Here is a 15,056-nt window from a genome sequence, read left to right as displayed (position 1 = left end):
CTGGAATTACATGAGATTTGAGTGAGAGTTAGATGAGGTTTAAAAGAGCGCTTCCAGCAGCTTGAGAAAGTTGCCGGCAGCGCTCTTATTTTATGGATTTTGCTGATCGCATCCTCCACATTCCTACTCATAGTAATGGTTGTAGGTATCAATGAGCATACCTAACAGGGCAATTCCCTCCTTGGACATTTTCTGCCCTTTGTGCTGAAAGCAAAGCAGATAGCGGTAATAGGGCTGGGGAGGACGGCAGACTAAAAGTCCCATATTCCGGGGGATACAGTAGGCGGGAATCACAGACAGGCAGAGTCCGTCCATTACCATTTGGCAAAGCGAAAGGGTGTTGTTTAATTCACATATGACATTGGCGTTCATATGGTGATCATGAAACAATCTCTGTGCGATCTGGTAATCACAGGTGTCATGGGGGGACAATGTGAAATTTTCGTTGCAGAACAGGGACATGTCAGCCGTGGGAGGATCGGAATAGTCAGAGGAAGCTGCATATGCGTGGGGATGGGAAGGGGGGAGTACAAGAAACATTTCTTCCCTTCGCAGTACCTGAATCTGATAATTCTCATCCTGTATTATTTTATCGCGCCCCACAATTGCCACATCCAGCGATCCCTCGCTCAGCCTACGTAAAAGTGCGGTGGCCCGCCCTTCGGTCACATTTACATTAAAATGTGGGGCAAGAGGTTTGAATCGGGGAAAGACCTCAGCAAAGATCTTCAGCATGAATAGGGAGGAGATACCCAGATTCAGGGTCATTTCATGTTGATTGATATGAAGCTGTTCATACAGTTCCTTTTGCATGTCCAGCATCTTCCTGGCAGTTTCCACATAGAGTTCACCCTTGGCGGTGATGACAAGGCGATTGTTTTTCCGGCTGAAAAGCCGTATGCCCAGTTCTTTCTCCAGCCTGCTCAGGTATAGACTGAGCGTGGACTGGGAAACAAAAAGGCGTTCCGCTGCCCTTGTGAGATTTAGTTCTTCTGCAATAACGGTTATATAGTTTAATTGTCTTAGATCCATGGCATATCCTCCCCAACCTTTAATTGACAAAAGCAATACTGCAGATTAAGTTTATTGTAAACAATACCATTGATTTTTTCAATAGTTGCAATGAACATTGTATATTGGCAATTATTGTGCAAATGTTATAAAATAATCTCAGGTGCGAGGGATATTTAGTGCGAATAGACAAAGGTGTTAAGGAGGAGTGACAGTGAAAAGGTTTTTGAAGAAAAATTATGGATTACTTTTTATCATTCCATGGTGGCTGGGGTTTGTCATCTTTAAACTGTACCCATTTATTTCATCCATGATTTACAGTTTTTATGATTACAATCTGTTTCGCACACCGACATTTACAGCATTTGGAAATTACATAAAAATACTAAAGGATCCGCTGATGATCAAAGCTTTTTCCGTAACTTTTAAATATGCGTTTATAACAGTTCCGCTGGAGTTGATCTTTGCGCTGTTTATTGCTTATATTTTAAACTTTAAGATCAGGGGGGTTAAGTTTTTTCGTGTGGCGTACTATATTCCCTCCATACTGGGCGGCTCTGTGTCCATTGCTGTTCTGTGGCGGTTCCTGTTTAAGACAGAAGGACTGGTCAATATGGCTCTGGCCTGGTTTTCTATTGAGCCATATAATTGGCTGGGAAAACCGGATGGAGCATTCTTTGTCATTGTGCTGTTAAAGGTGTGGCAGTTTGGTTCCCCCATGGTCATCTTTCTTGCAGCCTTAAAGGGAGTTCCCACTGATCTTTACGAAGCCGCTTCCATTGATGGGGCAGGAAAATGGAGGGAATTTTTCAGTATCACCATCCCGCTTATAACTCCGGTTATATTTTATAATTTTGTAACACAGCTCTGCCATAAATTCCAGGAGTTCAACAGTCCCTATATCATAACCCAGGGAGGTCCTCTTAGATCCACCACATTGGTTTCATTGCTGGTGTATAATAATGCGTTTAAGAGCTATGAGATGGGTATGGCCAGCGCGATTGCGTGGCTGCTGTTCTTTGTCATTATGGCATTTACTGTGGTTGCCTTTGTAAGCCAGAAGTATTGGGTCTATTACTCAGATGAGGATGGGAGGTAGGGGCATGAGCAGAAAGACCAGAAATACGATCAATACATTTTTCAGGTATACCGTACTGATCATTGTTGGATTTCTTATGGTATACCCTCTTGTCTGGATGGTGGGAGCCTCCTTTAAGACAAATTCGGAGATATTTTCAAACCCGGGTTTTATACCTCGTGCCCCAACGCTGAGCGGATATAAAAAGGGAATGGCGGGATACGAGAATATGAATTTCCTGCATTTTATGGTTAACACCTATAAATTTGTGATTCCTAAGGTGCTGGTCACGGTCGTATCAGCAGTGATCACTGCCTATGGATTTGCCAGATTTGAGTTTCCAGGAAAAAGGGCGTCCTTTGTCATATTGCTGTCCACCTTATTCCTGCCCCAGGTTGTCCTAAACGTGCCTCAATACGTCCTTTTTAACCAGCTGGGCTGGCTGGATACCTATCTCCCCCTGGTCATTCCATCTCTGCTTGCGGGAGATACCTATTTTGTTTATATGCTGATCCAGTTCCTGAGAGGCATACCAAGGGAACTGGAGGAAGCGGCTGAGATCGATGGATGTAATGTCATTCAACGGCTATGGTATGTGATCGCCCCTATGCTGAAACCCTCTATTGTCTCATGCGCACTGTTTCAATTTATGTGGTCCTCCAATGATTTTATGGGACCACTGATCTACGTCAATACGGTTTCCAAATATCCAGTGTCCATTTTCCTTAGAATGTCCATGGATATGGATACGGGGTTTGAGTGGAATCGTGTGCTGGCAATGTCGCTTCTGGCAATTGTTCCAACACTTATTGTGTTCTTCCTTGCCCAGAGTTCCTTTGTGGACGGGATTGCTGCTGGCGGGATCAAGGGATAGATATATAAAGACTGAAAAAAGAAAGGCAGGTTTGAGAAAATGATCTATGAAAATGGAAAAACCGGTGATATCAGGATTGCGTATATTGGAGGGGGGTCCAGGGGATGGGCGTGGAAATTTATGACCGACCTGGCAATCGAACCCTCTATGAGCGGAACAATCATACTGTATGATATTGATCAGGAGGCAGCTAAGGCCAATGAAATAATCGGTAACAAGGTAAATGCCAGGTCTGACAGTGTGGGGAAGTGGAACTATATAGTAGCTGATTCTTTGAAGGCGGCATTGACGGGATGCGATTTTGTGGTCATTTCTATCCTGCCGGGAACATTTGATGAAATGGAATCCGATGTCCATCTTCCGGAGCGTCTGGGAATTTACCAGTCTGTGGGTGATACGGCCGGGCCGGGAGGTATGATCAGGGCGCTGAGAACTCTTCCCATGTTTGTGGAAATCGGGGAGGCTATTAGGGAATACGCACCCAATGCCTGGGTCGTCAACTACACCAATCCCATGAGTCTCTGTATACAGATCCTGTATGATGTATTTCCGGGAATAAAAGCCTTTGGATGCTGCCATGAAGTGTTCGGTACACAGAGGGTTCTGGCTGATATTTGTTCTTTGAAACTGGGGATCAAGGATATTCAGAGAAGAGAAATTATTGTAAATGTTCAGGGTATTAACCATTTTACATGGTTCAGTGAGGCCTTCTATCAAGGAATTGATCTGTTCCCCATCTATGAGGAGTTCATAGATGGACATTATGAGGAAGGTTTTGATGATCCTGATAGGAACTGGGCTAATTCTACATTTTGCTGTGCTCACCGTGTGAAATTTGATTTGTTCAGGCGGTATGGCATGATCGCCGCTGCGGGGGACCGCCATCTGGCAGAGTTTATGCCGGGGGACTGGTACCTAAATGATCCGGAAACCGTTGAAAGCTGGAAATTTGGACTGACCACAGTACAGTGGCGCAAGCGGAATCTAGAAGAAAAACTGGAAAAAAGTAAAAAACTTGTATCAGGAGAAATGGATGTGGATATGGAGCCGTCCGGGGAGGAGGGAATCCTTCTTATAAAGGCCCTTACAGGACTGGACAGACTGGTCAGCAATGTAAATCTTCCCAATACAGGCCAATGCCCGGACCTGCCTCTTGGATCCGTGGTGGAGACAAACGCTGTATTTTATAAAGACCATGTTAGACCTGTGTCGGCTGGAGCGCTGCCGGAAGGGATTCGGAATCTGATCCTGCCCCATCTGGAGAATCACAAACGGATCCTTCAGGCATCAAAAACATATGACAGAACTCTTGTAGTGGAAGCATTTATGAGAGATCCGCTGGTCAGGGCAAAATGCAGGGACAAGGAGGCAATCGTCCGGCTGGTTGATGATATGATACGGAACACCCAAAAATACCTTCCTGAGGGATGGAATAAATAAAAGGAGAAGACGATTATGAGAAAAAAATTGGCATTGGCAGTATTAACTGGCCTGTTGGCAGCATCCCTGACAGGGTGTATGCCCAGTGCGGCTCCGTCCTCGGCAGCGGGGGCAGCTGCGCAGACAGAGAAACAGGGACAACCCTCTGAAACAGGGGGAAAGGAAGGAACATCAGAGGAATCAGAGGGGGAAGCTACGATCCGCATGAACTGGTGGGGAGGGGACAGTAGGCACGAGGCCACGTTAAAGGGAATACATGCATTTGAAGAACTGCATCCCAATATCCATGTGGAGCCGGAATATGAAGCCTACAGCGGGCACCAGGAAAAGATTGCGTTGGCTTTAAACTCCAAGGTGGCGGCTGATGTGCTTCAGATGAATATGAACTGGATTTTTGACTATTCACCCAAGGGTGACACCTTTCTGGATCTAAATACTGTATCGGATGTGCTGGACCTGACCGCTTATGAGCAGTCAGACCTGGACTTTTATACTATCAACGGCTCTCTCCAGGCTGTTCCTATTTCAAAAACCGGACGTGTATTTTTCTGGAATAAGACAACATTTGATAAAATAGGAGTTCCCATCCCTTCCACTCTGGATGAACTGGTGGAAGCAGGAAAGAAGTTTTCTGAATATGAAAATGGAAGCTATTATCCTCTGGTGATCCTTGAAAACGAAAAAATATATATGATGATGTATTTCCTGGAGTGCAAATATGGGAAACCATGGGTGGATGACATGGAATTACAATACTCCAGGGAAGAGCTGATAGATGGATTTGAGTTTATGAAAATGCTGGAAGACAATCATGTACTTCCAAGCTCAGAAAAGATGGCCGGAGATGGAGCGGATCTGATTGACACGAACCAAAACTGGATTGACGGACATTATGCAGGCATCTATATGTGGGACAGCAATCTGCAGAAGCATCAGGAAGCACTGGAGGATGGGGAATGTATCATTGGGCCTATGTTGGAGATGGGAGATTATCATGGCGGACTGCTGAAAATATCTCAGTGCCTGGCAATTCCTGCTACCACTAAGCATCCAAAGGAAGCGGCAATGCTCATAGAATACCTGTTTGGAAGCGAAGAGGGTGCACGTTTCCTTGGGGACAGCCGGGGAGTACCCTGCAATGCGAAGGGGCTTGCTGCGCTGGACCTTTCCGACAGCCTTGCGGCAAAGGCCAATGAGCATGTGATGGATTGGGGCGGGTATATGATGGATATAGTATTTTCCAACAGTGTCCTGTCTTCCGATGACGGGATTTTCCTGCTGACGATCCAGTCTCAAAGTTATGGACAGATGAGCGCAGAGCAATGCGCGGATATGGTAATAGACGGAGTGAATCAGGCCATAGAAAGCCTGAAGTAGAACTTACAGACTACAGAATTACGGGGAAAAGTATATGACGGACAGGTACTTAATCACAGACAGGGAACCACAGGCATTATACCAATTTTTTGAGGACATATCACGGATACCAAGGGTCACGGGAAATGAAAAGGAAGTTTCCGGATATATAGTGGAGTTTGCTAAAAAGAGGGGATTGTGGTATTATCAGGACCATATGTATAATGTTCTGGTGAGAAAGGACGCAAGCAAGGGATTTGAAGCCCTGCCTCCTATTTTGCTGGAGGGGCATCTGGACATGGTCGGAGCAAAAGAAGAGTGGTCATCCCATGATTTTAACAAGGATCCCATTGAACTTGTGGCAGAGGGAAATATCCTGAGGGCCAATGGCACCACCCTGGGGGCGGACAATGGGTGTGCGGTTGCCGTTATGCTCACACTTCTTAACCATGACGGCCTGGTGCATCCACCCCTGGAATGCCTGTTTACCACGCAGGAAGAGACGGGAATGGATGGAATGAAAGGTTTTGATATCAACCAGATCAGATCCCGGCGGGTGATTGGATTAGATGCAGGGGAGGAAGGGGTGTTCAGAATGGGAACCACCACCAAAATAGAGATGACCTCAGCCCTTCCTGTGAACAGGGAAACAATCAGTGGGAACACATATGAAATAGTAGTGGATGGGCTGCGCGGGGGAAGCCAGGGAGAGAGCATACCAAAGGAGCGGATCTGTGCGATCAAGATGACATTTAGGGTACTTCATTTCCTTAACAAGGAAATGGATGCCAGGGTGGTTAGTGCGGAACGGCTGGGCTCGGGAATAGCAGAGAGCTGCAGGGCCGTGATCTCTCTGGAATCAGGTGACGAATGTCGGATGCGGGAGATCCTGAACCAGCAGCAGGACCTGATACGAAGGGAGTACAGGGAGTGTGACCCGGACATAAGGATACGCGCTTTTTCGGTAACTCCTCAGACCAACCTTATGCTGACAAAAGAATGCAGCGATAATCTGATCCACAGTATTTACCTGGTCCCCTACGGAGCAAGAAACAGAAAACCCTTCCATCATGAGGTATCGTGTTCCGTTGCCGTTAAAAAAATTTATACCCAGGATGATGCAATCAGAATCTATTCAGTGATATCATCTGAGGAAAAGGAACAAGGAGACGCTCTGAAGGAAGAAATGAGAACCTACCTGATACTGAGGGACTGGAAGGTGGAACAGGAGGAATTTGACTATGGATGGGACTGGGAAGAGCATTCTCCTATCAGAGATGTTATGGTAAGAACCTATTGTGAACTGTTTGGGACGGAACCTGTGGTTAACATCAGCCATGGAGGGAATGACTGTGTGATCTTAAAACAGCGGATACCGGATATGGATGTGGTCACCACGGCGGCCACCTATAGGGACTGCCATACACCCAATGAACACCTCTATATGGATTCCTTTGAAAAGGTGTATGCTTTGTTAGAGAGGACACTTTATAACCTGACAAAGATATAACTATATATGATTGAACCGGAAAATCAAGATACCATCAGGCAGGAAGACTATTATCTGCCGGATGGTATCTTTTTGCTGAAACCGATGGGGAATCATTTTTCACATTGCATATCCTGCAAAAAAAAAGTATACTGAAAACAGAATGTTTATGTAATACGGGAGGTAGCATGGTTACAATGGAAGATGTCGCCAAGGCGGCAAATGTATCACGGGCAACTGTATCAAGGGTTTTATCCAATCACCCTTCCATCAAGATGGAGACGCGCAGTCATGTCATGTACTGGGTAAAAAAGCTGGGATATGAGCCGAATCAGGTGGCCCAGAGCCTGGCGGGGAATAGGACCAATATTATCGGAGTGCTGTTTTCAGATTTATCCAATCCATTGTATGCATCCCTTATGACCGCCATTGTACATGAGGCGGAGATCTACGGCTATAGCGTGATCCTGGGGGATGCCCAGAGAGACCGGGCTAGGGAAGCCAATATCATCAATGGCTTTAAGCGCAGGAAAGTGGACGGAATCATTGTCAGGCCTATCGGAACGCCTAACAGGAAGCTGTACAGCGGGATCAGCGTACCCCTGGTAAGTCTTTTTAAACTTACGGATAAGAAAAATATCATTATAAGTTCGGAGGAGGGCGGCATGCAGGTGGCGCGCCATTTTTGCGAACTAGGTCACCGGAATGTGGGGTATATAGGACCGCTGAGATCATTGGCAGGCAACAATAAGCTGGAAGGCTTTCGGGATGAGCTTGAAAAAAACGGACTGAAGATAAAAGCCATTGTGGAGTGCAGCCAGCATGAGACAGCAGAAAATCAAAAGGCCTATGAAATCATTGATCAATATTTTGAATCCCACGACCCGTCTAAGATCACTGCATGGTTTGCACACAGCGACATTGCTGCCAGTGATGTGATAAAAGCACTGGTGGAGCGTGGGATCAGCGTCCCAAAGGACGTGATCGTATGCGGCTATAATAATACACTGCTGGCAAAAAAGATGATCCCCACCCTCACCTCTGTTGCATCCCCCATAGAGGAGATTGCAAAAAACGCAGTCGGTCTGGTCATTCAGGGAATCGAGGGAGATCTGGAGGAAGAAGTGGTCAATCTGTCTCCAAGACTGGTAATCCGTGAATCCACCTCCAGTTTATTGTGAATATTTTATAAAAATCATGTGGGTATTTTATGAAAAGGTACAAAAATTATGAAACTGCTTGACAGAGATTTAATTCTGAGCTAAGCTTATTTCATCAAATGAACGCGCGTACATTGTTGCATAATTTTATAGGAGGTCATTATGAGTAAAGAGAAACAGGCAGCACAGGAGATATTAAAACATATCGGCGGTCAGGAGAATATCTTAAATGTCGAACACTGCGCCACAAGGCTGAGACTTGTTCTTAAGGATGCATCTGAATTTGATAAAAAAGAAATTGAAGCCATTGACGGCGTAAAGGGGAGCTTTTTTGCATCCGGCCAGCATCAGATCATACTGGGCACCGGATTTGTAAATAAGGTCTACCAGCAGGTGCTTGAGATTACAGGAATGGACACAGGAAAGATGATGTCCAAGGCAGAGGCCGCGGCCGTGAACATGAATGCAGTTCAAAAGGCATCCAGGCTGTTGGGGGATGTATTTTTTCCAATCATACCAATCCTGGTTGCAACAGGACTTTTTATGGGACTGCGCAGTCTGATCACCAATCTGGGAGTGGAATTAAACCCCACATTCCTGACACTGTCACAGGTTCTGATCGACACGGCATTTTCGTTCCTGCCGGCTCTTGTTACATATTCTGTAATGAAACGGTTTGGCGCATCCCCTGCGCTGGGTATTGTGATCGGCCTTATGCTGGTTGCACCTCAGCTGCCCAATGCAAACCAGGTGGCAAGCGGTAGCGTGGAACCCATCTATTTAAGTCTGATGGGGCTGAACATTCCAATCATAGGATATCAGGGTTCGGTGCTTCCGGCATTGATCCTGGGCGCGATCGCTGCAAAGATTGAAAAGGGATTGAGAAAAATCGTACCGGATGTCCTGGACCTGATCGTAACCCCGTTTATCACACTTCTCAGCAGTCTTTTTATCGGACTGATCGTGATTGGCCCGATCATGCACATGGTTGAACAGGGATTGGTGGTCCTGATCTCCATGCTGATGAATATTCCCTTTGGCATTGGCGGCTTTATGGTAGGCGCCCTGCAGCAGGCGGTTGTCATAACCGGATTACACCATACCTTTAAGGCGCTTGAGATCGAGCTTTTGGCAAATACAGGAGCCAATCCCTTTAACGCACTGGTGTGCGGCGCGATCGTGGCACAGGGGGCTGCAGGCATTGCGGCTGCGCTCAAGACAAAAAATAAAAAGCAGAGGTCCCTTTACTTTACATCCGTGGTACCTGCATTTTTAGGCATCACAGAGCCTTTGATCTTTGGCGGAAACCTGCCAAGGCTGACTCCCTTTATCTGCGGATGCATCGGAGGCGGATGCGCAGGAGTATTTTCCTCCATTGTGGGTCTGGCAGGAACCGGTATGTCCATCACCGCATTGCCGGGCATGCTCCTGTATTTAAACGGGCAGCTTGGAACGTATTTGATTGCATGCCTCATTGGGTTTATAACCGCTTTTGTATTGAACTATGTGATGTATAAACCAGTTGAAGAGTAATATTGAGAAATAAAAGGAGTATCATGGAACGACTGTATAATAATATAATTTTGCCTGATATATGGCCACCCCGTTACAAGGAGGAGACGCTGGACAAGCCGCTGCCGGTTCCGTACCTGGAAAATAAACCGGACTACATCGATATTTCAATTGGAAGGCAGCTGTTTGTGGATGATTTCCTGATTAGTCACACAGATCTGATCCGCGAGTTCCCGTCTCCAAAGACATCAGAAGCCCCTGTTTTCCGGCCCGAGACAGATATGGAATTAAATGATGGCTATTGCACCTGTGCCAGCCCTTTTAATGGAGGCGTGTTTTATGATACTTATGACCGAATGTTTAAAATGTGGTACCAGGCCGGATGGTTTGACGGCAGCGCCTATGCCGAGAGCAAAGACGGGCTGCATTGGACCCGTTTAAGCCAACTTGCATCCGGCTCCAAAACGGACCGGGTATTGGAGCATGTTCCCGGATATATGAGGGATGGGGATGCGGTCTGGATGGACCCGGATACAGATAACCTGGAAGAACGCTATAAAATGCTGACCTTTTACAGGTGTTTTGACAAAGACTACAGATATTATCATTTAAAACCCAAGCATGCACATGACGATCCCCAATCCATTCCCCCCAGGGAGATGACTGTTTTATACCAATCTTCAGATGGGATCCACTGGAAGGAGGCGGGGCAGACAGGTCCTTCAGGGGATAACACCACCTTTTTCCACAACCCTTTCCGGAACAAGTGGGTATACAGCATGAGGACATTTTCCAAGCTGGACAGCCGGGTAAGAGTGCGGGGATATTATGAAACAGATGATTTCTTCAGGGGCAGCCAATGGACGCAGGATGATATCCGATTCTGGGCAAGGACGGATATCTATGATAAGCCGGACCCGGAGATGGGATATTACACACAACTATACAATCTGGATGCGGTGGCATATGAAAGTGTGATGCTGGGTGTTTATTCCGTTTTTATGGGCCCTCCCAATTTTGTGTGTGAAAAGACAGGGATGCCAAAGATAAATGATCTGAAACTGGCATTCAGCAGGGACGGGTTTCATTTCCACAGGCCGACCTATGATAATTTCCTGTCATCTTCCCGCATATGTGGGGAATGGGATTATGGATATCTCCATCCGGCCAACGGCATCTGTACGGTTGTGGGAGATGAGATATGGTTTTTTTATTCGGCATTTTCAGGAGAATCCCCTGTGTTTGGTACCCATAAATATTCCGGGGGAGCCATGGGAATCGCAAAACTGAGGCGTGACGGGTTTGCAGCCATGAAACCGCAGGACGAAAAGGGGGAACTGACCACAGAAATACTGAAATATCAGGGAGAGTATGTGTTTGTAAATGCAGACTGTCCCAAAGGGGAGCTGGCAGTGGAAGTCCTGGATGAAGGCGGAAATGTGATCCCAGGCTATTCGGCTGCGGACTGTGTCACAATGGCCCAGGACCGGACAAAATACAGGATCCGGTGGAAAACAAGGGACTTCCTGGACCTGCCGGGGGACAAAATACGTCTCAGGTTCATTTTGAAAAATGGAAAACTATATTCATTTTGGATCACTGACAGCGCGGAGGGGAAAAGCCATGGATATCTGGCCGCGGGGGCTTTGGAGTTAAAGCGTGGGAACAGGGATGATTAAGGATGGATAGGGATGGTTGGCTAACTGCACTAAAATAGATAATTATGCCTAATAGTCATCTGCGCAAAATATGATAGCTGACAGGCAAAATATAGGATGGAAGTATCTGCACAAAAGGCGTATAATCAAACTGATACTAGAATAGGTTCAAGAGCTGTTTCATGGAACGATAAAAGTAAATATGCGCAAGGAGGCAGAGAAATCATATGTCAACCATATCAAAATGTATGAATTCCCTTTCCCAGGGAGTCTATGTGATCGGATCAAAGAAGGATGAAACATATAATCTAATGACAGCTGCATGGGTGACGCAGGTGTCGGCAAATCCCAACCAGCTGGCAGTGGCAATTGGTGCCAGCCATCTCACGGCCGGGCTTGTGAGGGAGCAGGAGAAGTTTTCGCTTTCCGTGCTGGCAGAGGGGCAGGAACAGGCTGCCAGGATCTGTGGTACCCAGTCGGGGAGAAACGTGGACAAGTCCAAGCTGGTGTCCTGTGAGGTGAATAAAAAAGGAATGCCTGTGGTCAATGGTTCAGCGGCATGGCTGGATTGTGAAGTGAGCAGGTGTATCGACCTGGGAGACCACGTTCTGGTAATTGCAGAGGTTGTGGACGGAGAAGTATTTTCGGATAAGGTACTTTTATATGATGCGGAGACATATTTTCCTGGGTAGCGGGTGGTATTATGTTTTATATACCTGGCAAAGGGATAAGGGATAAAAGAAATAAGGTGCTGCGGTACGGAGCGGTAAGGCTTTGTGCTGCGGTGCCTTTTTTGGGATTTTATATCTGGTGGAAAACTTTACCGGATACCATGGGCATATTTTGAAAAATAATTGCCGGCAGGAGATGATGTAATTAAAAGGTCATTGAAACAGTAGGCATGATTATGATGTTCATAGCGGCAGGATCGGTATTTAACTAGACTGTCAAATCATATTTTAAACTTGAATATTTAGTTTCCATATAGTTAGGCGGATTCTAAAAAGAGAATGGGCGCAGGGGATGAGCTCCGATTGACATGGAGTTGATCGGAGCCCGGAAATGTGACGAACGCTTCCCCACGGATAGAAATATCTAGGGGGATTTTTTTAGAGCTGCCTGTTTCCCGACAGCTCCATAATGATTTTATGAAAGGAAATATCGTTCCATTCCCTCCAGCAAATACTGTCCCGCCACCGCCCCCTGGTCAGGAATCCCTTTGGCCCTGGCTGAGAACACTGCGGCTTTACCAAACTTGGGCAGCATATCTTTGGTGGCTGCGGCACCGGCCCTTGCACCTTCCACAGCTGCATGGATTACCGTAACCATATCCGCTCCGTCTTTGCTGGCTTCCAGTGCTTTTTTAGCGGCTGCATCCATTGCGTCCAGAAGTGTCCGGTCGCCGGGACGGCATTTTCCCCGGCGTTCAATTCCCCTGGCAAAGCCATCCAGGAATTCAGAAAACTCTTTTGGCCCCATCTCCGCCTTTCCGCCAAGGACCTTGGCGCCTTCCATGATTCCGCTGGCCATCAGGGTACCCATGGTGGACGGAACAAGACCGGACATTTTCATGCCTGCCTTCATTAATGTTTTTCCAATATTCCCATCCTCCCCATTCTCACGAATTAACCGGGGCAGGGCACCGAAGCCTTTCTCCATGGTCAGACCCAGGTCTCCGTCACCCATTTTTGCATCCATCTCACAGAGTTCCTCCTTTTTCTCTGCAAAGATTTCCGCTGCACCCTGAAAGAATGCAGGGAGTTCATGATATCTTATGCTGTCCATCCTTTTCCTCCTTCACAGATCCGGAATCATCATACCTGGGTGTAAAACGGCGTGTGCACAGGCATATCTATCCACTGTTTCATCTCTTCATCCGCCATACGGCAGATGGAAACAGATGCCCCGGCCATTTCCATGCTGGTGGCATATTCGCCTACAAAAGTACGGTGGATCCTGATACCCTTTTTATTCAGAAGCTTGTGTACGCTTCCTGAAAGGATGTACAGCTCCTCCTGGCTGGTTGCGCCCAGTCCGTTTATCAGCACACAGACTTCCTCACCTGCACCCAGAGGCATATCACTTAATATTTTGTCCACCGACTCGCCGGCCAGTTCATCCGCGGTCTTCACCGGCCCGTTCCATACACCCGGTTCTCCATGGATGCCCATTCCAAATGCCATCTCGCCGTCTGCCAGTGTGAAATTGGAGCGGCCGATTTCCGGGATGATACAGGGAGTCAGGGCAAAGCCAACGGTGCGGGTATTGTCTTTTGCCTTTTTTGCTGCTGCCAGTACCTCTTCCAGTGTCCCCATCCGGGCGGCTCTGGCCCCGGCACATTTATACATGAAGAATATGCCTGCCACCCCCCGGCGCACCGCCACATCCTTATTGGAGAGCACATCATCCGCACCCACAATGCTTGCGGTTTTAATGTCATCCATTTCCAGCAGTTCGGACGCCATGTCAAAATTCATGATATCGCCTGTATAGTTCCCATAGAGGAACAGGATTCCGGCTCCTGATTCCACCTCTTTTGCCACATTATATATCTGCTCTGCACAAGGAGACTGGAACACGCCGCCCACACCGCAGCCGTCCAGCAGGTTTTCGCCCACATAGCCAAGGAACAGGGGCAGATGCCCGGTTCCTCCGCCTGTTATGATTGCCACCTTGCCCTGCTTTTTCTGCGCAATACAATAGCAGCGCAAATCATTTTCAGTGTATTTAACCATATCGGGGTGCGCCGCGTAAATACCGTTAAGCATGTCATCCGTATACTGCTCGGGGGCATTGATTATCTTTTTCATAGCGTCCTCCTTAGAGAATGATTTCTTTTGGATAGGCCCATTTCTCAAGTTCTTCCACAGGCAGCGCTTTTGGCTCGGCTCCGCCTGTGCTGGCAAGGGTAATATAATACATCTCAGCAATTTCCTCCACATACTGTGCCTTTAAGAAGGCATCCTCAAGGCTGCTTCCTGCCGCAATGGCGCCATGGCTTTCCATGAGGCAGACTTCGTGATCTTTCATAACATCTGCCACCTTCCATGCCAGGTCAACGGTTCCCGCCCTTCCGTAGGGCGCCACGGGAACCATGCCCGTTTTCCCCAGGTACGCGCTTTCATACGCAATAGGCGGAATCGGCTTGTTCATGATGGCAAATGCAGTTGAATACCGGGCATGTGTATGTACAATTGCCAGAATGTCTTTTCGTTCCTTATAAATATACAGGTGCATCATGGCCTCACTGGACGGTTTTAAATCCTCCAGCCGCTCAATCACCTTGCCGTCCAGATCCATGACACAAATATGTTTTGCTGTAAGCACATCCCTGGACACCCCGCTGGGTGTGATGACCGCATACCCTGTTTCCGGGTCATATATACTGAAGTTGCCCGACTTATGTTTGCACATGCCAAGCCGGTCCGCTTCCTTTGCCGCTGCAACCACTTGTTCTTTTAATACCTCAAGCATATCA

Annotated in this window: 13 protein-coding genes; 9 read left to right on the top strand and 4 right to left on the bottom strand. The window is 47.2% G+C overall.

Annotation, left to right across the window (positions count from 1 at the left end; translation table 11 throughout):
• Positions 1-123: 123 nt before the first annotated feature.
• Positions 124-1,032 carry a LysR family transcriptional regulator gene (locus ABID13_RS24265; RefSeq protein ID WP_048929579.1) on the bottom strand — a complete coding sequence of 303 codons (909 nt, stop codon included), beginning with the start codon at positions 1,030-1,032 and terminating at the stop codon, positions 124-126.
• 193 nt (positions 1,033-1,225) lie between these two features.
• Here ABID13_RS24265 and ABID13_RS24260 point away from each other — a divergent pair, with 193 nt between their 5' ends.
• The 9 genes from ABID13_RS24260 (at position 1,226) to ABID13_RS24220 (ending at position 12,270) form a co-directional block, all read left to right on the top strand.
• Positions 1,226-2,110 carry a carbohydrate ABC transporter permease gene (locus tag ABID13_RS24260; protein WP_048929578.1) on the top strand — a complete coding sequence of 295 codons (885 nt, stop codon included), beginning with the start codon at positions 1,226-1,228 and terminating at the stop codon, positions 2,108-2,110.
• Between the two features lie 4 nt (positions 2,111-2,114).
• Positions 2,115-2,963 carry a carbohydrate ABC transporter permease gene (locus tag ABID13_RS24255; protein ID WP_048929577.1) on the top strand — a complete coding sequence of 283 codons (849 nt, stop codon included), beginning with the start codon at positions 2,115-2,117 and terminating at the stop codon, positions 2,961-2,963.
• 39 nt (positions 2,964-3,002) lie between these two features.
• On the top strand, positions 3,003-4,403 hold the full coding sequence (locus ABID13_RS24250) for a family 4 glycosyl hydrolase (RefSeq protein WP_048929576.1): 1,401 nt from the start codon (positions 3,003-3,005) through the stop codon (positions 4,401-4,403).
• 15 nt (positions 4,404-4,418) lie between these two features.
• Complete coding sequence (locus tag ABID13_RS24245) at positions 4,419-5,780, top strand: ABC transporter substrate-binding protein (RefSeq protein ID WP_195415832.1); 1,362 nt, start codon at positions 4,419-4,421, stop codon at positions 5,778-5,780.
• A 34-nt stretch (positions 5,781-5,814) separates the two neighbouring features.
• Complete coding sequence (pepD, locus tag ABID13_RS24240) at positions 5,815-7,269, top strand: beta-Ala-His dipeptidase (RefSeq protein ID WP_048929574.1); 1,455 nt, start codon at positions 5,815-5,817, stop codon at positions 7,267-7,269.
• Positions 7,270-7,436: 167 nt separating this feature from the next.
• On the top strand, positions 7,437-8,429 hold the full coding sequence (locus ABID13_RS24235; RefSeq protein WP_007868340.1) for a LacI family DNA-binding transcriptional regulator: 993 nt from the start codon (positions 7,437-7,439) through the stop codon (positions 8,427-8,429).
• 141 nt (positions 8,430-8,570) lie between these two features.
• Positions 8,571-9,941, top strand: a complete 1,371-nt coding sequence (locus ABID13_RS24230) for a PTS transporter subunit EIIC (protein WP_048929573.1) — start codon at positions 8,571-8,573, stop codon at positions 9,939-9,941.
• A gap of 23 nt (positions 9,942-9,964) precedes the next feature.
• The gene (locus ABID13_RS24225) at positions 9,965-11,599 is read left to right on the top strand and encodes a hypothetical protein (protein ID WP_048929572.1); all 1,635 of its coding nucleotides are present in this window, start codon (positions 9,965-9,967) and stop codon (positions 11,597-11,599) included.
• A 206-nt stretch (positions 11,600-11,805) separates the two neighbouring features.
• On the top strand, positions 11,806-12,270 hold the full coding sequence (locus tag ABID13_RS24220) for a flavin reductase family protein (RefSeq protein ID WP_048929571.1): 465 nt from the start codon (positions 11,806-11,808) through the stop codon (positions 12,268-12,270).
• A gap of 454 nt (positions 12,271-12,724) precedes the next feature.
• On the opposite strand, the gene ABID13_RS24215 is transcribed toward ABID13_RS24220, so the two are convergent.
• Genes ABID13_RS24215 through ABID13_RS24205 form a run of 3 tightly spaced genes read right to left on the bottom strand, consistent with a single transcriptional unit; the run spans position 12,725 to position 15,052 of the window.
• Complete coding sequence (locus ABID13_RS24215; protein ID WP_048929570.1) at positions 12,725-13,363, bottom strand: dihydroxyacetone kinase subunit L; 639 nt, start codon at positions 13,361-13,363, stop codon at positions 12,725-12,727.
• Between the two features lie 29 nt (positions 13,364-13,392).
• Complete coding sequence (locus ABID13_RS24210) at positions 13,393-14,388, bottom strand: dihydroxyacetone kinase subunit DhaK (protein WP_045091739.1); 996 nt, start codon at positions 14,386-14,388, stop codon at positions 13,393-13,395.
• 10 nt (positions 14,389-14,398) lie between these two features.
• Positions 14,399-15,052 (bottom strand): class II aldolase/adducin family protein, encoded by a 654-nt coding sequence (locus ABID13_RS24205; RefSeq protein WP_048929569.1) that lies wholly within the window; start codon positions 15,050-15,052, stop codon positions 14,399-14,401.
• Positions 15,053-15,056: the final 4 nt, after the last annotated feature.

This window comes from Enterocloster citroniae, assembly GCF_040545455.1.
Classification (GTDB): domain Bacteria; phylum Bacillota; class Clostridia; order Lachnospirales; family Lachnospiraceae; genus Enterocloster; species Enterocloster citroniae.
This window is presented reverse-complemented; position numbering and strand designations above follow the sequence as displayed.